The organism is Stakelama saccharophila (assembly GCF_032229225.1).
In the GTDB taxonomy this organism is placed as follows: domain Bacteria; phylum Pseudomonadota; class Alphaproteobacteria; order Sphingomonadales; family Sphingomonadaceae; genus Sphingomonas; species Sphingomonas saccharophila.
In genome coordinates this window covers 2012770-2035863 of sequence record NZ_CP135076.1, presented here as the reverse complement: position 1 = coordinate 2035863, position 23094 = coordinate 2012770, and the positions used below count along the sequence as shown (strand labels likewise).

The 23094-nt window shown below is 65.2% G+C and carries 20 protein-coding genes; 14 read left to right on the top strand and 6 right to left on the bottom strand.

The window, feature by feature from the left end; all coding sequences use genetic code 11:
- The first annotated feature begins 11 nt into the window (after positions 1-11).
- Genes RPR59_RS09495 through RPR59_RS09485 form a run of 3 tightly spaced genes read left to right on the top strand, consistent with a single transcriptional unit; the run spans position 12 to position 2298 of the window.
- Positions 12-512, top strand: coding sequence for a c-type cytochrome (locus RPR59_RS09495; protein WP_313913414.1), 501 nt, complete (start codon positions 12-14; stop codon positions 510-512).
- The gene (locus RPR59_RS09490) at positions 509-1477 is read left to right on the top strand and encodes a PQQ-dependent catabolism-associated beta-propeller protein (RefSeq protein ID WP_313913412.1); all 969 of its coding nucleotides are present in this window, start codon (positions 509-511) and stop codon (positions 1475-1477) included. The genes RPR59_RS09495 and RPR59_RS09490 overlap by 4 nt, the downstream gene beginning before the upstream one ends.
- Positions 1474-2298 carry a substrate-binding domain-containing protein gene (locus RPR59_RS09485; RefSeq protein ID WP_313913409.1) on the top strand — a complete coding sequence of 275 codons (825 nt, stop codon included), beginning with the start codon at positions 1474-1476 and terminating at the stop codon, positions 2296-2298. The genes RPR59_RS09490 and RPR59_RS09485 overlap by 4 nt, the downstream gene beginning before the upstream one ends.
- 120 nt (positions 2299-2418) lie before the next feature.
- Here RPR59_RS09485 and RPR59_RS09480 read toward each other — a convergent pair whose 3' ends face one another.
- Both RPR59_RS09480 and RPR59_RS09475 read right to left on the bottom strand, forming a co-directional pair.
- Positions 2419-2820: a hypothetical protein gene (locus RPR59_RS09480; protein ID WP_313913408.1), complete on the bottom strand. Its 402-nt coding sequence runs from the start codon at positions 2818-2820 to the stop codon at positions 2419-2421.
- Positions 2821-2890: 70 nt separating this feature from the next.
- Positions 2891-3358, bottom strand: coding sequence for a DUF892 family protein (locus RPR59_RS09475; protein WP_313913407.1), 468 nt, complete (start codon positions 3356-3358; stop codon positions 2891-2893).
- A gap of 285 nt (positions 3359-3643) precedes the next feature.
- On the opposite strand from RPR59_RS09475, the gene RPR59_RS09470 reads away from it, so the two are divergent.
- Together RPR59_RS09470 and RPR59_RS09465 are read left to right on the top strand one after the other, a co-directional pair.
- Positions 3644-4108 (top strand): ferritin-like domain-containing protein, encoded by a 465-nt coding sequence (locus RPR59_RS09470; RefSeq protein ID WP_313913405.1) that lies wholly within the window; start codon positions 3644-3646, stop codon positions 4106-4108.
- Between the two features lie 187 nt (positions 4109-4295).
- Positions 4296-5285, top strand: coding sequence for an FUSC family protein (locus tag RPR59_RS09465; RefSeq protein ID WP_313913403.1), 990 nt, complete (start codon positions 4296-4298; stop codon positions 5283-5285).
- 211 nt (positions 5286-5496) lie between these two features.
- Here RPR59_RS09465 and RPR59_RS09460 read toward each other — a convergent pair whose 3' ends face one another.
- Positions 5497-7884: a membrane-bound PQQ-dependent dehydrogenase, glucose/quinate/shikimate family gene (locus tag RPR59_RS09460; protein ID WP_313913401.1), complete on the bottom strand. Its 2388-nt coding sequence runs from the start codon at positions 7882-7884 to the stop codon at positions 5497-5499.
- A 374-nt stretch (positions 7885-8258) separates the two neighbouring features.
- On the opposite strand from RPR59_RS09460, the gene RPR59_RS09455 reads away from it, so the two are divergent.
- From RPR59_RS09455 to RPR59_RS09430, 6 genes are all read left to right on the top strand, one after another.
- Positions 8259-10559: a TonB-dependent receptor gene (locus RPR59_RS09455; protein ID WP_313913399.1), complete on the top strand. Its 2301-nt coding sequence runs from the start codon at positions 8259-8261 to the stop codon at positions 10557-10559.
- Complete coding sequence (locus RPR59_RS09450; protein WP_313913397.1) at positions 10559-12226, top strand: carboxylesterase/lipase family protein; 1668 nt, start codon at positions 10559-10561, stop codon at positions 12224-12226. The genes RPR59_RS09455 and RPR59_RS09450 overlap by 1 nt, the downstream gene beginning before the upstream one ends.
- Before the next feature lie 11 nt (positions 12227-12237).
- On the top strand, positions 12238-13812 hold the full coding sequence (locus RPR59_RS09445) for a long-chain-fatty-acid--CoA ligase (RefSeq protein ID WP_313913395.1): 1575 nt from the start codon (positions 12238-12240) through the stop codon (positions 13810-13812).
- A 47-nt stretch (positions 13813-13859) separates the two neighbouring features.
- Positions 13860-14558, top strand: a complete 699-nt coding sequence (locus tag RPR59_RS09440; RefSeq protein WP_313913393.1) for a TetR/AcrR family transcriptional regulator — start codon at positions 13860-13862, stop codon at positions 14556-14558.
- Positions 14559-14648: 90 nt separating this feature from the next.
- Positions 14649-15545, top strand: coding sequence for an SDR family NAD(P)-dependent oxidoreductase (locus RPR59_RS09435; RefSeq protein WP_313913391.1), 897 nt, complete (start codon positions 14649-14651; stop codon positions 15543-15545).
- Positions 15546-15664: 119 nt separating this feature from the next.
- Positions 15665-17332 (top strand): MFS transporter, encoded by a 1668-nt coding sequence (locus RPR59_RS09430; protein ID WP_313913390.1) that lies wholly within the window; start codon positions 15665-15667, stop codon positions 17330-17332.
- A gap of 14 nt (positions 17333-17346) precedes the next feature.
- Here RPR59_RS09430 and RPR59_RS09425 read toward each other — a convergent pair whose 3' ends face one another.
- Complete coding sequence (locus RPR59_RS09425) at positions 17347-18084, bottom strand: hypothetical protein (RefSeq protein ID WP_313913388.1); 738 nt, start codon at positions 18082-18084, stop codon at positions 17347-17349.
- A gap of 52 nt (positions 18085-18136) precedes the next feature.
- Here RPR59_RS09425 and RPR59_RS09420 point away from each other — a divergent pair, with 52 nt between their 5' ends.
- Together RPR59_RS09420 and RPR59_RS09415 are read left to right on the top strand one after the other, a co-directional pair.
- A complete protein-coding gene (locus RPR59_RS09420) occupies positions 18137-18457 on the top strand; it encodes a hypothetical protein (RefSeq protein WP_313913386.1) in 321 nt (106 codons plus the stop codon).
- Positions 18458-18790: 333 nt separating this feature from the next.
- Positions 18791-20452, top strand: a complete 1662-nt coding sequence (locus tag RPR59_RS09415; RefSeq protein ID WP_313913384.1) for a carboxylesterase/lipase family protein — start codon at positions 18791-18793, stop codon at positions 20450-20452.
- Positions 20453-20712: 260 nt separating this feature from the next.
- On the opposite strand, the gene RPR59_RS09410 is transcribed toward RPR59_RS09415, so the two are convergent.
- Positions 20713-21078, bottom strand: a complete 366-nt coding sequence (locus RPR59_RS09410; protein WP_313913382.1) for an MmcQ/YjbR family DNA-binding protein — start codon at positions 21076-21078, stop codon at positions 20713-20715.
- A complete protein-coding gene (locus RPR59_RS09405) occupies positions 21075-22397 on the bottom strand; it encodes a replication-associated recombination protein A (protein WP_313913380.1) in 1323 nt (440 codons plus the stop codon). Before RPR59_RS09405 ends, RPR59_RS09410 begins: the two co-directional genes overlap by 4 nt.
- 115 nt (positions 22398-22512) lie before the next feature.
- Between RPR59_RS09405 and RPR59_RS09400 the strand changes: the two genes are divergently transcribed.
- On the top strand, positions 22513-23070 hold the full coding sequence (locus RPR59_RS09400; protein ID WP_313913379.1) for a PadR family transcriptional regulator: 558 nt from the start codon (positions 22513-22515) through the stop codon (positions 23068-23070).
- Positions 23071-23094 lie beyond the last annotated feature (24 nt).

The following is a 23094-nucleotide window of genomic DNA, read 5'->3' as shown; positions in this document are numbered from 1 at the left end:
GCGATCGCTCCATGCCCGCCGAGCAACCCGACCACGAAGGCGTGATCGATACCGCGCTCGCGCCAGGTTCGACGCAGCCCGCGGTGACGACCGACCCGCGCGCCGACCAATATTACGACAATGCCGAAGCGGTCGCGACGGGCAAGCGGCTCTATCACCAGTTCAACTGCGTCGGCTGCCACTCCAACGGCGGCGGCGGCATGGGTCCCAATCTGATGGACGATGTGTGGATCTATGGCGGCCGGCTGACGCAGATCCACCAGACGCTGGTCGAAGGGCGTCCCAACGGAATGCCCGCCTGGGGCGGCCGTATTCCGGACGATCAGCTCTGGAAGATCGCCGCCTATGTGCGGTCGATGTCGCTGCCGGCAACGCTGGCGGCGCAGCACGGGCCGACGCCGTCGCAGAATCCGGCCCCGGTGCCGCGCAAGGCGGACGCGCATGCCGGTTGGGCGCCGCCGCGCGACACTACCAACGATTATACCTCGACGGTGAAGGGGCCGGGCCAGTGAAGGGAATTGCGGCGTTCGCAGCGACGCTCCTTGCCATGTTCGCCGCGTCCGCATCCCGTGCCGACACGGTCTTCGTCTCCGATGAGCAGGCCGATGTCGTCCATGTGATCGACGGCGATACGGGTCGCGTGATGGGCCAAATCGCCACCGATGCCCGGCCGCGCGGCATGGCTGTGTCGCCGGACGGCAAGACGCTCTACGTTGCAGCGGGTGACGCCGACACGATCGACGCCATTGACGTCGACACGCACAAGATCGTCCGCAAGCTCGATTCGGGCACGGACCCCGAGCGTTTCGTCGTCAGCCCGGATGGGAAGCGGCTCTACATCGCCAACGAGGACCATAGCGCGGTTTCCTTTCTCGATCTGTCGAGCGGTAAGATCACGAACGAGGTGACGGTCGGACCGGAACCGGAGGGGATGGCTGTCAGCCCCGACGGCAAGCTGGTGATCGCGACTTCCGAAACGGCGAGCACGGCCCACTTCATCGATGCCGCCACCGGCAAGCTGAAAGACAGCGTGCTGGTCGGGACGCGGCCGCGCGCCGCATTGTTTCTGAAGGGCGGCAGCGAATTGTGGGTGACGTCCGAACTGCGCGGACTGATCGCGATCTTCGACGCCGGGACGCATAAGATCGTCGACCGGATCGATCTGGTGAAGCTGTTGCCCGATCTCGATCCGGTGCAGGCGGTGGAACTGACGATCACACGGGACGGCAAGCGGGTCTTCGTGGCGCTGGGACGGGGCGACCATGTCGCCGAGATCAACCCCGCCACGCACCAAGTGGTACGCACCTTCCCGGTCGGGCATCGCAACTGGGGTATCGCGCTGTCGCCCGACGAGACGAGGCTCTATGCTGTGGCGGGGCTTTCCGGCGACATGACGATCATCAACCTGGAGACGAACAAGGTGGAGCGGACGGTGAAGCTGGGAGGACGGCCATGGGGCGTCGTCGCGGTGCCATGAGGGCGATCGTCCGCGCCATGGCGGCGGCGGTCGCGCTCGTCGGGATCGGCGCCGCGCCGGCGCCGCTCGATCCGCAGCGACAGGCCGATGCCGACCGAACGCTGGTCGTCTGCGCCGATCCGAACAATCTTCCCTTCTCCAACCGGGCGGGCGAGGGGTTCGAGAACAAGATCGCCGAGTTGGTCGCGAAGGATCTGGGCCGCGAGGTTCGCTATGTCTGGTGGGCGCAGCGGCGCGGCTATGTGCGCAACACGCTGCGGGAGCGGAAGTGCGATATCTGGCCGGGCATCGCCAGCGGCCTCGAAATGGTCGCAACGACGCGTCCCTATTACCGGTCGAGCTATATGTTCGTGACGCGTGCCGACCGCGATTTGGCCGGGCTGACGCTCGATGACCCGCGTCTCAAGTCGCTTTCCATCGGAATCCAGATGGTCGGCGACGACGGCATGAACACACCGCCCGCCCACGCCATGGCGGTGCGCGGCCTGATCGACAATATCCACGGCTATATGCTGTACGGCGACTATCGGCAGCCGAACCCGCCCTCGGCCGTGGTGAAGGCGGTCGCCGCCGGCGATGTCGATGTGGCGATGGTCTGGGGGCCGCTGGCGGGATATTTCGCGCAGCGTTCCGACGTGCCGCTGCGGCTGGAAAAAGTCACGCCATGGCTGGACCAGGCGCAATGGCCGATGGTGTACGATATCTCCATGGGCGTGCAGCGCGGCGAACCGGCGCTTCGCAAGCGGGTGGAGGCGATTCTCGAACGGGAGGCCCCCGCGATCCACCGCATCCTCAAATCCTATGGCGTGCCGACGGCATGAGCCCTTTGGCGACTTCACCGAAACAGTCGGCGCGCTCGACCGAAGCACCGGATGACCGACGATGATGCGCCCAGGTCGCGATGTAGTCCTTCAGCATATCGTCGTTCCTCGGGGCGGCCGTCAGCGGTGATCGCCGGTTTCCGCTAGAACAGCCCGGCACCACCGGCGCGCAGCGGCCCAGTCCTCATGCGTTCCCTTCCGATCGACCCTGACCCGGCAAGCGGTCGCGAGACGTTCAGCCGATCCGGGTCGATAATAAACGATAGTGCGGCGTCCGCTGCCGCCATAGACGCTCAACGACCGCAATCTCGTATCCTCCCGCGCGGCGCTGGCCATTCCGTTCCAGGCCGGAAACGGTTCTGCGTTGATCAGTCCGGCTGCGAAGGCCTCGTTCGATCCCTCCGCCGCAGACCGGAACAGATCGGCTTGCGCGCCGCCGCTCTTGAAGCTGGCTGCCGGGGCGATCTGCGCCTGCTGCGCAATCAGTTGGGCGGCCATCATCAGCGGCGGTGCGATCATCATATGGTGCTTCGTGCCGGCGCCGGCCCGAGCGCGCGATACGGCGGACGCCGGCCAGGTCCACACCGCCCGGTCACGCCGCGAGCTGGGCGAGCAGGGATTGTAACTTCCGATCGGCTTCGCTCGTCTCCCGATGGTTCGCTGCCAGCGGCCCGAGTGTCTTTTCATGTTCAAGGCGTTCGGCCAACACCTGTGCCGTTTCGATGGAAACCCGTTCCGCCTGAAATGCTTTGCGCATCGCTCCGACCAATGCGACGTCGAGGATCGGACCGGATGCGGTGCTTTGCGTGTCTCGCACGGCGTCGTCGAGGATGCCCTTCATCCACAGATTCTCAGGGCCGGAAAGATCATATCCGGTCTGTTCGAGGCGCTGAGCGCGGGCAGCATAATCTCCATGGGCGTTCTCCATGGCCTCGCGCAACGCCTGGTTTGCTACCGGGGCGATGATTTCGGGCAGCCGGCTCGCCGCCGCCACACAGCCGCTGTGCAGGTCCTGGATGCAGACCTGAAGCAGTTCGGCATTATTCGAAGTCTTGCTCATGGAAAGCAGAACCGGCCGCAGAGAGGAGATGTTCCGCAGGCGGGGCGCCGCGTGCCTCAAGAACCTTCGAAGTAAATCTCGACTGCCGCCGGCCGGAAAGCAGCCTCGGGACTATTTCGTTTACGTAGGTTAGTCCTGCGTTTTTCATGGGAACGCGCGCCTGCCGCGCCGTGTTGAACCGAAGGACAAAAGATAACGCGCTATCGACCTAATTGCACCGGAGGAGTCAACATGGCCGCATCACGGGATACCATACGTCCGCTTTTCGTCACCGGCCTTCGCGATGTGCATGCGCTGGAGAATCAGGCGCTCGCCCTGATGAATCGACAGGTCGAACATCTGGAACACTATCCGGAGGTGGAGGCGCGGCTGCGCAGCCATATCGATGAAACGCACGGCCAGATCGCCCGTGTGGAAGAAATCCTGGAAAGCCTGGATGAAAAGAATTCTGCCGTGAAGGACGCGGGCATGACCATGTCCGGGAACTTGGCCGCGCTCGCCCACACGGCCGCCGGTGACGAGATCGTCAAGAACAGCTTCGCCAACTACGCCTTCGAAAATTACGAGGCGGCGAGTTATACCGGCCTCATCACCATGGCGGAGGAGGGCGGCTTTGCGCAGGCGGTCACGGGCCTCAAGCAATCGCTCGATGAAGAGCAGGCCATGGCGCAGTTCATTATCGACGGTCTTCCGATGGTTACTCGTCAGTTCCTCCAGCGTCGCGCCGCCGGCGAAACGGCGAGCCACTGACGGACGCGGGCAGGGAACTGCCTGTCTCTGGCGGAGAGGTCGCGAAACGGGCGAGCAAGGGGCAGCTTAGCCGGTCGTACCGTATTTTCGGAGCGGTCGAATCTTGTCGACGTACGGAGAATCCGCTGTTCCCGGTATAGACCGCCTGCTCCGGTCCGGCCTGGCGCGGCCGAACGCGATATTGGCGATGCGCGCGGCGCGCGATCCGCTGCGGATCGGGTCGCAGGCCGCGGTTGCGGCCGTCGTCACCTTTCTGGTGGTGCGTGCCTGCGGACTGGAATACGCGTCATGGGGCGTGATTTCGGCCCTGTTCGTCACCCAGGAAGATGCGGACGCGACGCTGCGGACGGGCCTCGTGCGTATTGCTGTCACTATATTGGGAACCCTGGCCGGTCTGGTATCCGTCTATCTTCTGGGCGGCAGCGACAATGTGATCTGGCGCATCGGCGCGGTGGTCTTCATTCTCTATGCGGTTGCGGAGCGGTTTCCGGCATTTGGCTTCGGCACCATGGCCGGGGTGATCGTCGCGCTGGATGCGGATGCGACGGTACTGGACGGCGCACTGGAACGGGCGATCGCGATCACCGTCGGCACCGTTGCCGGCGTGGTCGCAACCCTCGTCATCTGGCCGGAAAGCGCCGGAACCCGCGCGCTGCGCAGCGCGCGCGGTTTGTTGTCGTCGGGCGCGGACCTGGTCCGCGCCGAATTCGATATCCTGCTGGGCCGGAGGAACCGCCGCGATCTCGACGCCGATCACGATCGCTTTCTCGACGATATCGGCCGGGTGCGCGTGCTCGGTCGTTCGGCGCATCTGAAGCATGGTTCTGCCGAACAGGCCCGGCAAATGGCGGACGCCATGTACCGGATATGGCACAGCCTCGTCATAATCGACAGATTGTGCGAGCAGCCAAATGTCGGAACGCTCGTCCGGCAGGACCGCGGATTATGTGTTTCGCTGGCACGGGTGGGAAAGGCCGGCGAGGCCTTTCTCGATGCCGCCGCGTCGGGCAGGGGGGATGACGGCCACATGGCGAAGCTGGAAGCGGCGATCGACACGACCAGGAAAAGAGTGCCCGCCGATGCCGCCGGCGAACTGCTTTCGCTTGCCTTCGGCCTGGAAGAATTCAAGCGCACGTCGCGACGCCTGAGCGAGTTGCTGGCAGCCGCCGGTCGGTGATCCGACGCGGTGCCGCTGGAACTTCCACGCAGGACGACGGACATGCTCCCCTAGCGAACTCGATTGCCCGGCGGGACAGACATTCCGGCTGTGACCACCGCACCGCCATGTCGAAGATGCGCTCGGGAAAACGAAGTCCATGCGACGCAGCCGGCCGGACGCGAGAGGCCCGCCGACCGGACGAAGGCCCGGATGCGCGATCTGTGGCCGGTTATCGTGGCAGGGCGAACGCGAGTACTTCGTCGCCGATCGGCGTTTCCATGAAATGGTGCCCGCCCGCCACGATCACCAGATACTGGCGGCCCTCGGCCTCATAGACCATCGGTGTCGCCTGCCCGCCTGCCGGTAGTTTGTGGGTCCATAACGTCTTGCCCGAGGCGAGGTCGATCGCACGGATCAGATTGTCGGTGGCAGCGGCGATGAAGATCAGGCCGCTCGCCGTAACGACCGCGCCGCCGTTATTCGGCGTGCCGATGGTCAGCGGCAGCATGGACGGGATGCCGAACGGGCCGTTGGTCCGCGCGGTACCGAAAGCGCGATCCCAGATCGTCTTGCCGGTCGCGATGTCGATCGCGCGCAACCCGCCATAGGGGGGCTGCTTGCACAACATGCCGGTCCAGGGCAGGCGCCACCCGGCATTGACGTCGATCGCGTAGGGCGTGTTCGCCTGCGGATCGCCGGCGCCCTCGGCTCCGCCGATCTCGCCGCGCGCCTGGTTTCTGGGTGCCCAGCCTTTCTTCTCGGCCTCGGCGCGGGGCACCAGCCGAACATAGTTGGGCATATCGTTATAGTTGGCGACGATCACGCCGCGACGGGGATCGACGGCGATTCCGCCCCAATCGGTGCCGCCATTATAGCCTGGATATTCTATCGATCGCCGGTCGGCGGTCGGCGGGGTGAAGAAGCCCTTATAGCTCGCCTTCCTGAACTGGATACGGCAGATCATCTGATCGATCGGCGACATTCCCCACATGTCGCGCTCGCTCAGCGGCGGCTTGCGCAATGTTTGCCATTTCGAGACGATCTGCGTCCTCGCGCGCTCCTGCGGCTCGACGCCGCCGCCCGGCGCCCTGATCGTTCCGATCGGCGTCAGCGGCTTGCCCGTGCGGCGGTCGAGGATATAGATGTCGCCCTGCTTCGACGGCAGCACCAGGGCGGGTGTGCCCTTGTAATCGATCAGCGTCGCCTGCGCGCCGAAATCGTAATCCCAGACGTCTTTCTTAACCGCCTGAAAGTGCCACACGGGCTTGCCCGTTTCGACGTTCATTGCGACGAGCGAGGTTGCGTAATGGTTTTCCGGCGGACGGCGGCTCCCGCTCCAGTAATCGGCGGCCGCATTGCCCATCGGCAGATAGACGAGCCCGAGTTCCTCGTCGCCCGAAGCGGTCGTCCACATATTGGGCGTGCCGCGCGCCCATTCCCGGCCGGCGGGGGGATAGCCGTTCCATTCGGGATGCATCATGTCCCACGCCCAGCGCAGCTTTCCCGTCACCGCATCGAAGCCGCGGATGACACCCGACGGCGCCCAGCGGTTCTGTCCGTCGAGCACCTGGTGCCCGGTGACCACGACCCCGCGGACGATGGTCGGCGCGGAGTTGATCGAAACGTAGCCCGGCGGCGTCCGTCCCATGCCGATCTTGGTGTCGACCTGCCCGTTCGACCCGAAATCCTGGCACGGCTGACCGGTGTGCGCGTCGATCGCGAATAGCCGCGCATCGAGCGTGCCGAAGATGATCCGCTTCGCGCACGCCGTATCGGAGGCCGCGTCGGGAACCTCGTAATAGTCAACCCCGCGACACGCGGCGGTATAGGGAATGGCGGAGTCGGGCACATGCGGATCGAAGGTCCAGCGCTTTGCACCGGTCGCCGGATCGAGCGCGACGATCCAGTTCTTCGGCGTGCAGACATAGAGCGTATCGCCGATCTTGAGCGGCGTATTCTCGTCGCCATAGGTTTTGGCGACGTCCTCTGACGAGGGCATGTCGCCGGTGTGCGTCAGCCAGACCTGCTTGAGCCCGCCGACATTGGCCGGGGTGATCTGCGCGAGCGGCGAATAGCGACGCGCGGCATAGGAGCCGCCATAGGCCGGCCAGTCGCCGTCCGCTTGCAACGGCGAGGGATCGTGCATCGTGCCGGTGGCGGCGGGAAGAGCGGCAAGCACCCGGTGCGCATCTCCGCGGGCGATGGTATAACCTGCGACGATGAAGACGACCAGCACCGCCGCGATCGTGCCGAAGGCGTACCGCCAGCGATGTGCCGCCCGGGTGAGGGTTGGCATGACCAGCGCGACCGCCACGAGCAGCACCAGCGGCGCAATCAGCCGCGGCACCAATGCCCAGGCGTCGGCGCCGACTTCCCAGAAGGCCCAGGGAATGGTCAGCAGGAAGACCGCGACGTAGATCCAGCCGCCGAGCAGACGGCCACGCGCGAGCAGGATACCCGAGACGAGCATCGCGAGACCGGTGATTACATAATAGAGCGATCCCCCGAGCGCGGCGAGCCACGCACCGCCGGCGGCGAGAACCAGACCGATAAGCCCAACTATCACGCCAACGATGAGCGCCGGCCAGGAGATCGAGGTGCGGGGTGCCTCAGGCATGGCAGTGTCCTTGCAGGAAAGGCGCCGTCGGACGGCCGATGTGGTTGCGGATCGACACGGCGTGCAGAGGCGGGCGCGTGCGGGGCCCAAATGGATGATTCCGGTCGAATCTGCGTGACGACGTCCCGGCTGGCGGCAATTCGCGCATGTCTTGGTCGTCCCTCCTCGATTGCCTGTGCGCCAACACCCGGCGAGAGCGTAGCGTTCCGAGCGGAACAGTGGAACAGCGAAATGGCGTCCGTGTGTCCATCGCAGATCGCCTCCACCGCATTTATTCACACGCACGAGAGTGAGTATTGACTCCGACGCCGCCTTGATCCATTCCCCTGCATATGCCGGCGATCGAGATCGGCACTTGGGAGGGAGAGCATTGCATGAAGGAGCGTCTTCTTGCGTCCGCATCGGCGGTCGTCTTCATTCTGGCGCCGGGCGTCGCCCTGGCGCAGGACAATGTGTCCGCCAGCGAGCAGCAGGATGCGCAGTTGGGCGACGATGGTGATCAGCAGGACCGCCGTACAAACGGAAACGAGATCGTCGTTACCGCGACCAGGCGCGCCGAGTCGCTTCAGGACGTTCCGCTCAGCATCACCGCTTTTCAGCAGGAAGAACTGACCGAAAAGGGCATCGTCGGCTATGAAGGCCTCGCACGAGAGACGCCGGGCGTGGTGGTCAACAAGCCGACAGCCAACTTCAACAACTTCACCGCCCGCGGCATTGCGACGAACGGCTACGGCGCGAACCTGCAGGGCACGGTCGCGATCTACATTGATGAATTGCCAATCTCCGCCAACGGCAACTCCACGATCCTCGATCCAACCTTGTTCGACGTCGAGCGTGTGGAATTTCTCCGCGGGCCGCAGGGCACCTTGTTCGGTTCGAATTCGCTGGCCGGGGCTGTTCGCATTCTGACCAAGAGCCCGGATGTCGACAAATTCGATGCGGCGGCGCTGGTGGACGTCGGGCTCACCGACGGCGACGCGCTTCGCCAGCGCTATAACGGCATGGTCAACATACCGCTGGTCGACGAGCATCTCGCCCTGCGCGTCGTGGGTTTCTACCGGCACGAGGATGGCTGGGTCGATAATCTGGGCACGGGTGTGAAGGGGGCGAACGTCCTTGAAGACTATGGCGGCCGAGCGATGCTGCAATGGGAGCCGAACGATCGCTTCAAGGTCAAGGCGATGGTCCTGCACGAGAACAGCAAGCCCGAGGATTCGGCGCTGACCAACCCCGACCGGGGCACGTTCGTCCGTTATTCGGATCGTCCGGACCTCTTCCAGGCCAAGCTGACGAGCTACAATCTCAGTCTCGACTGGGATCTCGGCTTCGCCAACTTCGTCAGCTCGACGACCTATTCGACCTTCGACCAGGCCTTCGTGGTCGACCTCGCCGGCACCTTCGCCCAGGCATTCCCGTTCGCGCTCGACGCCTATGCCTATGACGATATCTATGTTCAGGAGATGCGGCTCGCTTCGTCGACCGGCGGGCCGTTCGAATGGGTGCTCGGCGGCTTTTACTACGACAAGGAGCGGCAGGTCGATTACGGCTACCGTTCGAGCCGGGAATATCTCGCCGCGCGGGGCTTCACCGGCCTTTCGGACGAATATTATCAACGCTTCACGGGTGTGGGCACGCAGAGCGAACTCGCCGGATTCGGCCAACTCACCTATCGCTTCTCCGATGCGTTCTGGCTGACCGGCGGCGCGCGCTATACATCGACCGAAGTATGGTCGTATACGAAGGCGGGCGGCTACAACAGCAACTATCTCGCCGCCGCGCTCACGCCCGGATATACGGGTCCCCTGACGGTGACACCCATCGCCGCCGCGACCGGCCGCAGGCTGACCGACGACAGGGTATCGTACAAGGTCAGCGCCTCGTTCAAGCCGACCCGGTCGATCACCACCTATGCGACGGTTTCCACCGGCTTTCGCTCGCCCGTCGCCAATGCACGCGCAGGTCTGGCGAGCGTGGTCGACCCCAGCGACATCGTAATTCCGGAAGGCGCGGCTTCCGATACGCTCACTAACTATGAGGTGGGCGTGAAGGGGAGTTTCCTCGACGGTGCGCTGACGGCGAATCTCGCCGCATATTATATCGACTGGCAGAATATCCAGGTGCAGGCGAACCGTTTATCGGACCAGGTGCAGTTCGCGACCAATATCGGTGCGGCGGTCAGCAAGGGCATCGAGTTCGAAATCGGCGTGCGACCCGTCACCGGGCTCAGCATCGCACTTAACGGATCGGTCAACGATGCCGAGGTGACCGAACTCACGGATCAGGAGGCCGCGATGTCGGGCGCGGAGAACGGCATCCAGCTCGCCTCGCCGCACTTTCAGGGTTCGGCGACGGTGCGATACGATTTCGCGCTGGGCGGAGATGCTGATGCGTTCGTGTCGGCGAACGCCGCGCATGTCGGCAAATTTCCCGGCCTGTTTCCCAACGTTCCGGGCCATCCAGACCAGGTGAACCCGACCTACGATTATACCGATGCCTATACGACGGTGAACCTGACGGGCGGTGTCGATTTCGGTTCGTGGAAGCTCACCGCCTATGTCGAGAACCTGCTCGACGACCATTCGATCACCTATGTCCACCCCGAAGCATTTCTCGACGGGCGCTATGCCAGGTTGCGGCCGCGCACCGTCGGCTTGCGGCTGGGGTGGGACCTGTAATGCGCAGCTACGGCGTCACGAAGCTCGGCAGGGCGGCGGGCGGTCTGGCCGTCGCGCTGGCGCTGACGGCCACGCATCCGGTGTCGTTCGCGGCCGAAGCGCCCGTCGTCGAAGCGCCGGCGGGTACGGTGCAAGGCATCGAGAGCGGGGATCTGCGCATCTTCAAGGGGCTGCCTTATGCGCTACCGCCGATCGGCGATGCGCGCTGGAGGCCACCGCGGCCGATGCCGGCTTGGGGCGGCGTGCGCGACGCCGCGTCTTTCGGTCCCGCATGTTTCCAGCCGGGATCGGCGGGCAAGAGCATCTATCACGACGAACTCCCCGCGATGAGCGAGGACTGCCTGACGCTCAACATCTGGACGCCCAAGGATGCCGAGCACGCGCCGGTGTTCGTCTGGATTCATGGCGGCGCGCTGACCAACGGTGCGAGCAGCGAGGCGATGTATGACGGCGCGAAGCTTGCCGAGGAAGGCATGGTGGTCGTGTCGATCAACTATCGCCTCGGTGTGCTCGGCTATCTGGCGCATCCCGCACTGAGCGCGGAATCGCCGCGGCACGTGTCGGGCAATTACGGGCTGCTCGACCAGATCGCCGCGCTCAAATGGGTGAAGGCGAATATCGCGGCGTTCGGCGGCAATGCCGATAACGTGACGATCGCCGGGGAATCCGCCGGAGCGCTGAGTGTGATGTATCTGATGGCGTCGCCGCTCGCGCGCGGACTGTTCGACAAGGCGATCGCCGAAAGCGCATATATGGTTTCGACGCCGGAGTTGCGCGGAAAACGGTTCGGCATGGAATCCGCCGAAGCGAGTGGCGCGGCGCTGATGAACAAGCTCGGCGCCGGCAATAGTCTCGCTGCAATGCGCAAGATGGACGCCGCGACGCTGGTCAAACAGGCGCCCGCGACAGGCTATCTGCCATGGGGCACGATCGACGGATATGTCCTGACCCGCCAGCTCGTCGACACGTTCGACCGGGGCGAGCAGGCGCCCGTTCCGCTGATCGCGGGCTTCAACAGCGGCGAGATCCGCTCGCTGCGCATCCTGCTGCCGCCCAGGCCCGACAGTGCGGAGGCGTACCGCAAGCGCATTCGGGCCGGTTATGGCGAACTCGCCGACACCTTTTTGAAATTCTATCCGGCCGACGATGTCGACGAGAGCATGCTCGCCGCAACGCGCGACGCCATGTACGGGTGGACCGCCGAGCGGCTGGTGCGCAAGCAGACAGCAATCGGCGCGCCGTCCTATCTTTACCTGTTCGATCACGGCTATCCGGCGGCCGACGAGATGGGGCTGCACGGATTTCACGCGAGCGAGTTGCCCTATGTGTTCGGCACCGCCGACCGCACGCCGCCACTATGGCCCAAGGTTCCCGACGATCCCGTCGAACGGAATCTGTCCGAGGCGATGCGCGACTATTGGTCGTCCTTCGCGCGGTCGGGCGACCCGTCGGCGGCTGGACAGCCCAACTGGCCCTCTTTCGGACATGACGAGGCGTATATGTATTTCGCGCAAGCGCCGCAGGCCGCGACGCGGCCGCTGCCGGGGCGTTATCGACTGCACGAGGAAGTCATGTGCCGCCGACACGCGGCTGGCGACATCGCCTGGAACTGGAATGTCGGCATCGCATCGCCCCCGTTGCCGCCGGAGGCGCCCGAGTGCCAGTAATCGACGGTGCCATGCAGCCGTTCGCGCTGACACTGGACAAATTTCTCGACCATGCGGCCAAATGGCATCCCGAAGCGCAGGTCGTCACCGCGCGGGGGGACGGGACGCATGCGCGCATCGGCTATGCCGGGCTGTGCGAACGGGCGCGGCGCGCATCGGCGGTGCTCGCCGATCTGGGCGTCCGCCAGGGCGACCGGGTAGCGACGCTGGCCTGGAACAGCCAGGCGCATGTCGAGGCCTGGTATGCCGTCATGGGAATGGGGGCGGTGTGCCACACGCTCAATCCGCGGTTGATGGCATCGCAACTCGCCGAGATGCTCAAGCAGTCGGAAGCGCGCGTGCTGATCGCGAGCGCCGATCTGACCTCGCTGGCGGAACGGATCCTCAAGCTCGTTCCGCGCATCGCGCACTTGTTGGTGATCGATGGTTCCGTGCCGACGCCAGGTGGGACGCGGTCGGTGGTCGATTTGGCGCGTGCGATCGAGGGCGCGCCCGACGGTGTCGCATGGGGCACCTTCGACGAAAACGCGCCCAGCGGCCTTTGTTTCACTTCAGGAACGACCGGTGCGCCGAAGGGCGTCACCTATACCCATCGGTCGAGTTATCTGCACACCTTGCGACTGTTGCAAGCCGATGTGATCGGCATCACCGCCGCCGACGCGGTGCTGGCCGCTGTGCCGATGTTCCATGCCAATGCCTGGGGACTGCCATTCGCAGCGCCGGCGGTGGGTGCGAAGCTGGTGCTGCCCGGACGCCACTCCGACGGCGAGAGCCTCGCTCGGCTGATCGGGGAGGAGGGGGTCACGGTGGCGGTCGGCGTGCCGACGGTGTGGCTCGGCCTGCTCGAGCATCTGGAGGCGACCGGTGGCGAGGTGCCGTCGCTCAAGCGCATCATGGTGGGCGGGGCGCCGATGCCGCCGGCGCTGATGGCGCGTCTGGAACGCCGGCTGGGCGTGAGTGTGCAGACGAGTTGGGGCATGACCGAACTGTCGCCGCTGGGCACCATGTCGCCGCCGGATGATCCGGGACGCGAGGCATCGCTGTCGGGGCGGCCGGCGGTTGGTGTCGACCTGCTGTTGACCGATGCGACGGGGAAGCCGCTTCCCGAGCAGCGCGGGGTCGAGGGGCATTTGCGGGTGCGTGGTTCCGCCGTGGTCGATCGCTATTTCGGACACCAGGAAAGCGCGACCGAGAATGGCTGGTTCGACACCGGCGATCTCGCGCGGATCGATGCCGGCGGCAACCTGACCATCACCGGCCGCGCGAAGGACCTGATCAAGTCGGGCGGCGAGTGGATCAACCCGGCGGAGATCGAGGCCATGGTCGGCGCGCTGCCGCAGGTTTCACTCGCCGCGGTCATCGGACGGGCCGACCCCAAATGGGGCGAACGGCCCATCCTTCTGGTCGAGGTGCGCGAAGAGGAAACTATCAGCGACGAAGCGCTGCTCGAACCGCTCCGGGGCCGCGTTGCGCCCTGGTGGATACCGGATGCCGTCGTGCGCATTGCGAACATGCCACTGGCATCGACAGGCAAGATCGACAAGATAAGGCTCAGATCGGAGTATAGCCACGCATGCGCCAGTTGAATTCGTCGCTGGGCCTGCGTGCGACCGCAACGCAGAAGGGGCCAATCTTGTCCACAGCCGAAAAACCGCGGCGCAACCGTCAATCGAAAGCGGAGCGGCGCGCGGAAACGACCGAGCAGATCCTCGACGCCGCCGAATACCTCTTTTCCCGTCACGGACTGTATGGCGTGACCTTGAAGGACGTCGCCAAGCGTGTCGGCGTGCATCACACGCTGCTCAATTATTATTTCAACGACAAACAGAAGCTGTTCGACGCCGTCTTCGCCAGGCGGGCCCAGGTGACGAGCGAACGCCGGATGCGTGTGCTCGACGAATATGACAAGGCGACCAACGGCAAGCCGACGGTGGAAGGTGCATTGCATGCCTATCTCGATACCGACCTCGATCTTTATATCGAGGGTGGGGAAGGCTGGCGGAATTATGCCGCCTTGAGCGCGCAGGTCGCCAATACGCCGGAATGGGGGGCGGAAATGATGGACGAGCATTTCGATCCGGTCGTGCTCAGGCTGATCGGAATGCTCAAAAAGGCACTGCCCGACTCCGCCGAAGAGGACATTTTCTGGGGCTATCATTTCGTGACCGGCGCGCTGATGCTGACGCTGGCGCGCACCGGGCGTATCGACAAGCTGTCGGGCGGGCTCTGCAAATCGGAGGATTTCCGCGCGGTAAAGGAGCGGATGGCGAAGTTCATGGCGGCGGGATTTCTGACGATCTGCGAGGAACGACGGGCCGAACGCTCCACCTGACCGCGCGCTCTGCCCGGTCATTTGACCATAACGCTAACTCGCGCGATAGTGAACATAACAGCGCGGATGAACGATGGGAGGAAGAACCGAATGAAACTCCAGAACCGCGTTGCGATCGTTACCGGTGCCGGAGCCGGGCTCGGGCGGTGTCACGCACTGCTTCTGGCGGAGCTTGGCGCCAGAATTGCGGTCAACGACATGAACATAGAGGCCGCGGAGCGCGTCGCGGCAGAGATTCGCGCCGCGGGCGGCGAAGCCATTGCCACGCCGGCGTCCGTAACCGACGCCGGACGGGTTGCCGACATGGTTGATCGGGTGATGGGCGAATGGGCCCGGGTCGACATCCTGGTCAACAATGCCGGTATTTTGCGCGACAAAAGCTTCGCCAAGATGGATCTCGATGATTTCCGGCTGGTGCTGGACGTCCATCTGATGGGCGCGGCGATCTGCACCAAGGCGGTGTGGGGCATCATGCGCGAGCAGCGCCACGGCCGTGTCGTCATGACGACCTCCTCTTCCGGCCTTTACGGCAATTTCGGCCAGGCCAATTACGGCGCCGCCAAGATGGCGCTCGTGGGACTGATGCAGACGCTCGCGATCGAGGGCGAGAAATACGGCATCCGCGTCAATTGCCTGGCGCCGACCGCGGCCACGGGCATGACGGAGGGCGTGTTGTCGGCCGAGGCGCTGGTGCAGCTCGATCCGGCAAAAGTCAGCCCCGGCCTGTTCGCGCTGGTCGGCGACGACGCACCGACCCGCGCAATCCTGTGCGCCGGCGGCGGCCACTTCGCCCGCGCCAACGTCACGCTGACGGACGGCGAATATGTCGGCGGGACGGATGCGGCGGCGGCCGGACGCGTGGTGGAGCGGTGGAATGCGATCGGCGAGCGGTCCGGCGAGATCGTCCCGGCTTACGGCTTCGTCCAGGCCGAACGCGAACTCGCCAGCGCGGGCCACGAGGTCGAGACGATGGCCGTAGCCCGCTAGGCAAGGGAACACCGGTCCGCTGCCAATAGCGGCGGACCTTGGCGGCGCGACCGGCACGATAAGGCGGCGCGCCAGGCGAGCAGACGGTCGTACGGCCGCTGCTCGGGAGGGGAATGGAAATGGCGACGACCGAGGCGGCACTGCCCAGACACCATGAGCCGACGGGAAACGAGAAGCTCGTCATCCTCGGCTCGTCGCTGGGAACGATGTTCGAATGGTACGACTTCTACCTGTACGGACTCCTGGCGACCTACATTTCGAGCCACTTCTTTTCCGGGGTCAACGAAACGACCGCCTTCATCCTGGCGCTGGCGGCATTCGCGGCGGGTTTCGCGATCCGGCCGTTCGGGTCGATCGTCTTCGGCCGCATCGGCGACGTGGTCGGGCGCAAGAATACCTTTCTCGTCACCATGGGGTTGATGGGGCTGTCGACCTTTGCCGTCGGTTTCCTGCCGAACTACGCCTCGATCGGGGTTGCGGCGCCGATTATCCTGGTCGGGTTGCGTTTGCTTCAAGGGCTGGCGGTCGGCGGGGAATATGGCGGTGCCGCGACCTATGTCGCCGAACATGCACCATCTGGAAAGCGCGGCTTTTTCACCAGCTTCATCCAGACGACGGCGACGATCGGGCTGTTTGTTTCGCTCCTTCTGGTCATCGGCCTGCGCACGATCATGGGCGAAGAGGTCTTCGCCGACTGGGGCTGGCGGGTGCCGTTCCTGCTGTCGATCTTCCTGCTCGCGGTGTCGCTGTGGATCCGTCTGCAGCTCGCCGAGAGCCCGGTCTTTCAGCGAATGAAGGAGGAGGGCACGACGTCGAAGGCGCCGCTGAAGGAGGCGTTCGGCCAGTGGCGCAATGTCCGACTGATCCTGATCGCGCTGTTGGGCGCGGTCGCGGGGCAGGGGGTGATCGGCTATACCGGCCAGTTCTACACTTTGTTCTATCTGGAAAAGATCGCCAAGGTCGACGGTGCGACGGCAAATATCCTGCTCGTCATCGCGCTCATCATCGCGACGCCAACCTTCGTGCTGTTCGGCTGGCTGAGCGACAGGATCGGGCGCAAGCCGATCATCGTTACGAGCTGCGCGCTTTCGGCGCTGACGCTGTTTCCACTGTTCCACGCGCTCACCAACGCCGCCAACCCGGCACTTGCCGAGGCCGTTCGCAACGCGCCGGTAACGGTGGTCGCGCAGCCGGACGCGTGCTCGTTTCAATTCGATCCCATAGGCAAGAACCGGTTCGACGCGTCGAGTTGCGATATCGCCAAGGCCTATCTGGCGCGAAGCGGCGTCAACTACGACAATCGCGAGGCGCCGGCGGGAACCGTCGCACAGGTGTGGATCGGCGACATCGCGATCACCGCGCCCGATCCGGCCAACATGAGGGGGACGGGAAAGGAGGCGGCGATAGCGGCCTTCCAGCAGCGTGTCGGCGACGCCCTGCACGCCGCGGGCTATCCGGACGAGGCCGACCCGGCGAAGATCAATCGGCCGATCGTCGTGCTCATCATCCTGGGGATCATGATGCTGGTGACGTCGGCCTACGCTCCGCTCGCGGCGATGCTGGTCGAGCTGTTTCCGGCGCGAATCCGGTACACTTCCATGTCGCTGCCCTATCATATCGGCAATGGCTGGTTCGGCGGTTTCCTGCCGACCACGGCCTTCGCGATGGTCGCGGCGACGGGGGACATCTATTACGGGCTCTGGTATCCCGTGGTGATCGCCGGGTTGACGGCGGTCATCGGCCTGTTGTTCCTGCCCGAGACGTTCCGCCGCAATATCGACGCGTAGCGTGAGGGCAGACTTCACCCGGCCTTGAGGCTGTGCGCGACCAGGTCGCGGAAGGCCAGCGTGGTCCGCGCGACATGCTCGGCCGATACGCAGCGTTCGTCGTCGCCATCGACGTGATGGAAGCGGTGGATGCCGAATATGCCCGCGACCGGGCGATACCCCGCCTCGATGATGCCGGTCAGTTCGCCCGCCGACAACTGGTCGCTGGCATAAGGCGCTTCCAGCCCGACCAGGCCAGCGAACATGCGCCCGGCCACCGCTCGCAATTCGGGGCTGACGACGAGATAGCGTTGGCTGTCGGTTCCGGGTAGCGCTCGCATCGCGCCGACCGATTCATGCCAGTCGCGCGCCGCCAGATTGGCGCCGAGATGCAGCCAGAACGCGGTTTCGCGCGGTTTCGGCGCGATGGCGCGAAGCGATTCCCCGGCACCGAGATACTGATATTCGTGGCCGCTGTTGCATATGAAGGCGAGGTCGTGATCGGGCGCGTTGCGTGCCGCCCAGCGTGCGATATGGAGCCAGGCTGCGATCCCGCCGCCGCGTTCGCCGGCGCAGGTGAACCAACCCGATCGCGGCGTCGAAACCGCGACCCAGCGTCCCTTGCCGCGATCGAGCCTGCCGACGAAGTTGAATGCAGGGCGCCGCCCGCCTTTCCCGGACAGATGCAGCGTCGCCGCCCCGCCGCGCATCGCTCGCGCGAAGAAGGGCGGGGCGTCTTGCGGGGCCATCAGTGCGACGGGACCGGAGAACATCGGTTCGCGGCCATCGGTGTTGAGCGCAATGATCTTGCCGGTCGGGCCGTTCGTGACGACAACTGCAGCGCGCGCCGGCAGTGAAGGCGGCCTCGACCGGCTGGCGAATTTCCTTCGACAGCGCGGTGGACCAGCGCGCGAAGGGTATGTCGACCAGCGCGATCGCGCCTTGCAGCGATGCCGCCGCGTGGCCTTCGGCGTCGATCCGAACGAGAGGGGCGGTGATGCCGTCGGCAGGGACGGGGACGACGACGGGTTGCGGCCACAGGACCGCATGCGCGGCACCGGCTCGCAGTTCGCTGCGACCGGATTCGAACCACGGCACCGACACCGTCTGCCGCTCGATCGCGAAGCCGACCTGCTCCAGTTCTGACGCCAGCCACTCGCCACATGCGTTGTCGCCTTCGCCGCCGGCCTGCTTGCTGCCGAAGGCGATGTAGCGGCGAAGATCATCGGCAACGGTGGCGATAATTTCAGTCGACGGCGCCCTCGTGCCGGCCACCAGCGGAAGGGCGGCCCCGCCCGCCAGAAAATGGCGCCGCGTTGGGTCCGGGATCGCCATGCCTCTCTCCCCATCCGTGTTGTTCGCGCGCCGATCCGACAAGCGCGTGCGCCGTTGATATTAACTGGCATGTGAGTTTATGTTCATGGCAGCCGGTTGACAATAACGACCATGCGCCGGCCTGCCTGCGGAGGGGAATGAAGCGTGACGCCATGTTCGCTGTTCGGATCGTTGCCGGGCTGGACCGCCAGCATGTTGCTCGCGGTGGCGGCGCTCACTTCGGCCCATGCCGCAGAGCGGCCCGTCGCAACGATTGCGCAGGGCCGGCTTGCGGGAACGGCGGAGGACGGGCTGCGGATCTTCAAGGGCATTCCCTATGCACTGCCGCCGACCGGCGAGCGGCGCTGGAAGCCGCCGATGGCCCCGGTGCACTGGCAGGGCACGCGCGACGCGGCGGCATTCGGACCGAGCTGCATTCAGCCGCCCGTGCCCGCGAACAGCATCTATTTCGATCCGCCCCAGCGGACGAGCGAGGACTGTCTCACCTTGAACATCTGGGCGCCGGCGGACGCGAAGGACGCGCCGGTGATCGTCTGGATCCATGGCGGCTCGCTGCGCATCGGCGGCAGCGCGGAGCCGATGTACGACGGCGCCGCTTTCGCCAGGCGCGGCGTCGTTTTCGTGTCGATCAACTACCGCCTCGGCGTGCTCGGCTGGCTCGCACTGCCGGGGCTGAGTGCGGAGTCGCCGGACCATGTGTCGGGAAATTACGGTCTGCTCGACCAGATCGCCGCGCTGAAATGGGTGCGTGGCAATATCGCCGTGTTCGGTGGCAATGCGAAGAACGTCACGGTGATGGGCGAATCCGCCGGCGCGCTCAGCGTCAGCTATCTCCTCACCAGCCCGCTTGCACGCGGCCTGTTCGACAAGGCGATCGCGCAAAGCACGAACACGCGGGCGGTTCCGGCGCTCGACCGGTCGGTATTCGGCCTGCCGTCGGCCGAGACGATCGGCAGCGAGGTTGCCGCCAAGATCGGGGCCGGTAACCTGAAGGCCCTGCGCGCGATGGATGCGAAGATACTGACCAGGGCCGCGACGGCAGCGCGGTTCGTGCCGCAGGGGACGGTGGACGGCCGGGTGCTTCCGCATCAGGTGGTCGAGACGTTCGATCGGGGCGAGCAGGCGAAGGTGCCGCTGCTCGCCGGTTTCAACAGTGGCGAATTACGGTCGCAGCGTGTCTTCCTGCCACCTGCACCTGCCGATGCGATCGCTTATGAAGCCGCGATCCGCAAGGGCTATGGCGATCTCGCGCCCCGATTCCTGCGGCTCTACCCGGCATCGGATATCGAAAACAGCATGCTCGCTACGTTGCGCGATGCGATCTATGGCTGGGCGACCGAGCGGATGGTGCGAAAGCAGTCCGAGGCCGGTTTGCCCGCCTATCTCTATATCTTCGACCATTGCTATCCGGCCGCGCGCGAGCGGGATCTGTGTGCGTTTCACGCCAGCGAGTTGCCCTATCTGTTCGATCAGATCGGGGCGGATGCGGCACTTCCCCCCAACTGGCCGCGCCCGACGGGCGCTGAGGAAGCGCGGCTCTCATCGGCGATGATCGACTATTGGATAAGCTTCGCGCGCACCGCAAGGCCGGCGCGTCGGGGACTGCCGGTCTGGAAATCCTATTCGCGCGGTCAGTCCTATATGCGTTTCTCGGGCGTGCCCGATCCGGGCCGCGATCCGCTGCCGGGCATGTTCGAAATGCAGGAGGAACTGGTGAAGCGCCGCCGCCACTCCGGCCAACAATGGTTCGTCAACGTCGGCATATCCGCCCCGCCGATGACGGGGCCCAGCTGCCAACAGCGATAGACCGGACCTGTCCTCCGCGAAGCTGATCGGTGCGGCACCGGTGATCGACGCGATCGCGCTACTGCTGGCGGCGTGCATGCTGATCTTTCGCAGGCACAGCCTGAAGCGGGCCAATGGACGGCGTGCGCGACAGCGTATGGTCCGCGCCTCGCCCCGCTGCATGTTCACGCCGGACCCGGCGCCGGGCCTTTGATCCCGACTGCGGGGAAGCAAATAGCTGGAACGGCTATAAGTGTTGCCAGGATGGCGCAGCGCTTCGATCAGGAGCGGCGCCTGGCGTGGCGGTTGCCGACGGCGCGGCGGACCGGCTTTCGCGCTGCCGCCTGATCGCGGGCGCGCTCGATCATCGTGCGGACCCGATCCGGATCGCTCGTATCGTACCGCACCAGGATTGCGGGCCAGCCGACATAATGCGGCGTCTGATAGAAGGTGTCGGGATCGGTTTCCATGAGCATCTCGACCGTGTCGCGATCGAGCGCGAGGCAGAAGGATTCCCGTGGTTCGTGCCCGCGCGACAGGAAGGCGCGGCCGTTGCTCGCCACGGCGACCGCCGGCTTGCCGTAACGGGTCGAGCGCGCGGTGTCGGGCAGGGCGAGCGCTTGGGCGACGGCCTCTTCCCACGTCACTGTCCGTTGCCCTCCTTCAAGCGGCGCCAATAAGCCATGCGCTCCGCGATACGCTTTTCAAAGCCGCGCTCCGTCGGCCCATAGAAGGTTTGCGGCGCCATTTCCTCCGGCCAGTAATCCGCGCCGGAAAAGCCTTCGGCGGTGTTGTGGTCATAGGCATAGTCCCGGCCATAGCCGATGTCCTTCATCAGCCTGGTCGGCGCGTTCAGGATATTGTGCGGCGGCATCAGCGAGCCCGTTTCCTTCGCTGTGCGCCAGGCCGCGCCCGCCGCCTTGTACGCCGCGTTCGATTTGGGCGCCGTCGCGCAGTAGAGGCAGGCCTGCACGATCGCCAGTTCTCCCTCGGGCGAACCGAGAAAATCATAAGCGTCCTTCGCCGCGAGGCACTGTACCAGCGCGTTGGGATCGGCCAGGCCGATGTCCTCGCTGGCGAAACGCGTGATCCGGCGCATGACGTAGAGCGGTTCCTCGCCGGCGGTCAGCATGCGGGCGAGATAATATAGCGAGGCCTGGGGGTCGCTGCCGCGCATCGCCTTGTGAAGCGCGGAAATGAGATTGTAATGCCCCTCGCGGTCTTTGTCATAGACGGCGACGCGTCGTTGCAGGAATTGCGACAGGGCCTGCGGATCGAGGGGCTCGTCGACCGTGACGGAAAATAGCGTTTCCGCCTGGTTGAGCAGGAAACGACCGTCGCCGTCGGCGCTGGCGATCAGTGCGGCGCGCGCGTCGTCGGTGACTGGCAGCGGGCGCCCCTCCAGTTCCTCCGCACGGTCGAGCAGCATCGACAGCGCCTTCGCGCCAAGCCGGTGCAGGATCAGCACCTGGGCGCGGCTGAGCAGCGCGGCGTTGAGTTCGAAGCTTGGATTTTCGGTCGTGGCGCCGACAAGCGTCACGGTTCCGTCCTCGACATAGGGCAGGAAACCATCCTGCTGGGCGCGGTTGAAGCGGTGGATCTCGTCCACGAACAGCAGCGTGCGTTTTCCGATCCGTGCGTGCTCGCGCGCCTCGGCGAAGACTTTCTTCAGATCCGCCACGCCGGAAAATACCGCTGAGATCGCGGTGAAGCGAAGGCCGACGGCGGCGGCGAGCAGGCGGGCGATCGTCGTCTTGCCGGTGCCGGGCGGCCCCCACAGGACCATCGAGGAGAGCTTCCCCGCCGCGACCATGCGGCCGATCGAGCCGTCCGGGCCGGTCAGATGTTCTTGTCCGACCACGTCTTCCAGCCGACGCGGGCGCAGTCGGTCGGCGAGCGGCGCGGCCTCGGACTGCTCCGCTTCGGCGGGCGCCTGCGGTTCGGTATCGGCAAAAAGGTCGGCCATCGCGGCGAAGATAGGCGCTGCGGGGCAAATTTCCCATGGGGCCTTGAATCGGAACATACGCGATATATCTTAGTGCTATCTAGACACCGTAAGGGAACATGAAATGCGATTTGGAATGGGACACGACGCCTGGATGGGCGGCCGCGGGCGTCACGCCCATCACGGCCACGGGTCGCATGGCAGTCATCGCGGCCCGGGCTGGGGCCGGCGGGCGAAACGGATGTTCGATGGCGGCGAATTGCGGTTGGTGTTGTTGAAGCTGATCGCCGAAGAACCGCGCCACGGCTATGATCTGATCCGCGAGATCGAGGAACGGACCGGCGGCGCCTATGCGCCCAGCCCCGGCGTCGTCTATCCGACCATCACGATGTTGGGCGATATGGACTTGATCGCGGAGCAGGACAGCGAGGGCGCCAAGAAGGTCTATGCCGCCACCGATGCGGGCCGAACGCATCTGGAGGAGAACGCGCAGGAGGTCGAACGCCTGTTCGCACGCCTGGACGAGGTCGGTTCGATGCGGGAACGCACGAGCGGCGGGCCGGTGCGCCGGGCAATGGGCAATCTGCGTTCGGTGCTGCAGGACCGGTTGACGCGCGAGGACGTGTCGGATGACACGCTCCACGACGTGGCCGGGATTATCGACGATGCCGCGCGCAGGATCGAGCGCCTCTGACCCGGCGCCACCCAAGACGAAACT

Coding starts and splice junctions, on each gene's coding strand:
- RPR59_RS09495 (WP_313913414.1), top strand. CDS start 12: ATGCCCGCCGAGCAACCCGACCACGAAGGCGTGATCGATACCGCGCTC.
- RPR59_RS09485 (WP_313913409.1), top strand. CDS start 1,474: ATGAGGGCGATCGTCCGCGCCATGGCGGCGGCGGTCGCGCTCGTCGGG.
- RPR59_RS09480 (WP_313913408.1), bottom strand. CDS start 2,820: ATGATGATCGCACCGCCGCTGATGATGGCCGCCCAACTGATTGCGCAG.
- RPR59_RS09475 (WP_313913407.1), bottom strand. CDS start 3,358: ATGAGCAAGACTTCGAATAATGCCGAACTGCTTCAGGTCTGCATCCAG.
- RPR59_RS09465 (WP_313913403.1), top strand. CDS start 4,296: ATGCGCGCGGCGCGCGATCCGCTGCGGATCGGGTCGCAGGCCGCGGTT.
- RPR59_RS09460 (WP_313913401.1), bottom strand. CDS start 7,884: ATGCCTGAGGCACCCCGCACCTCGATCTCCTGGCCGGCGCTCATCGTT.
- RPR59_RS09455 (WP_313913399.1), top strand. CDS start 8,259: ATGAAGGAGCGTCTTCTTGCGTCCGCATCGGCGGTCGTCTTCATTCTG.
- RPR59_RS09450 (WP_313913397.1), top strand. CDS start 10,559: ATGCGCAGCTACGGCGTCACGAAGCTCGGCAGGGCGGCGGGCGGTCTG.
- RPR59_RS09445 (WP_313913395.1), top strand. CDS start 12,238: ATGCAGCCGTTCGCGCTGACACTGGACAAATTTCTCGACCATGCGGCC.
- RPR59_RS09435 (WP_313913391.1), top strand. CDS start 14,649: ATGAAACTCCAGAACCGCGTTGCGATCGTTACCGGTGCCGGAGCCGGG.
- RPR59_RS09430 (WP_313913390.1), top strand. CDS start 15,665: ATGGCGACGACCGAGGCGGCACTGCCCAGACACCATGAGCCGACGGGA.
- RPR59_RS09425 (WP_313913388.1), bottom strand. CDS start 18,084: ATGTTCTCCGGTCCCGTCGCACTGATGGCCCCGCAAGACGCCCCGCCC.
- RPR59_RS09405 (WP_313913380.1), bottom strand. CDS start 22,397: ATGGCCGACCTTTTTGCCGATACCGAACCGCAGGCGCCCGCCGAAGCG.
- RPR59_RS09400 (WP_313913379.1), top strand. CDS start 22,513: ATGGGACACGACGCCTGGATGGGCGGCCGCGGGCGTCACGCCCATCAC.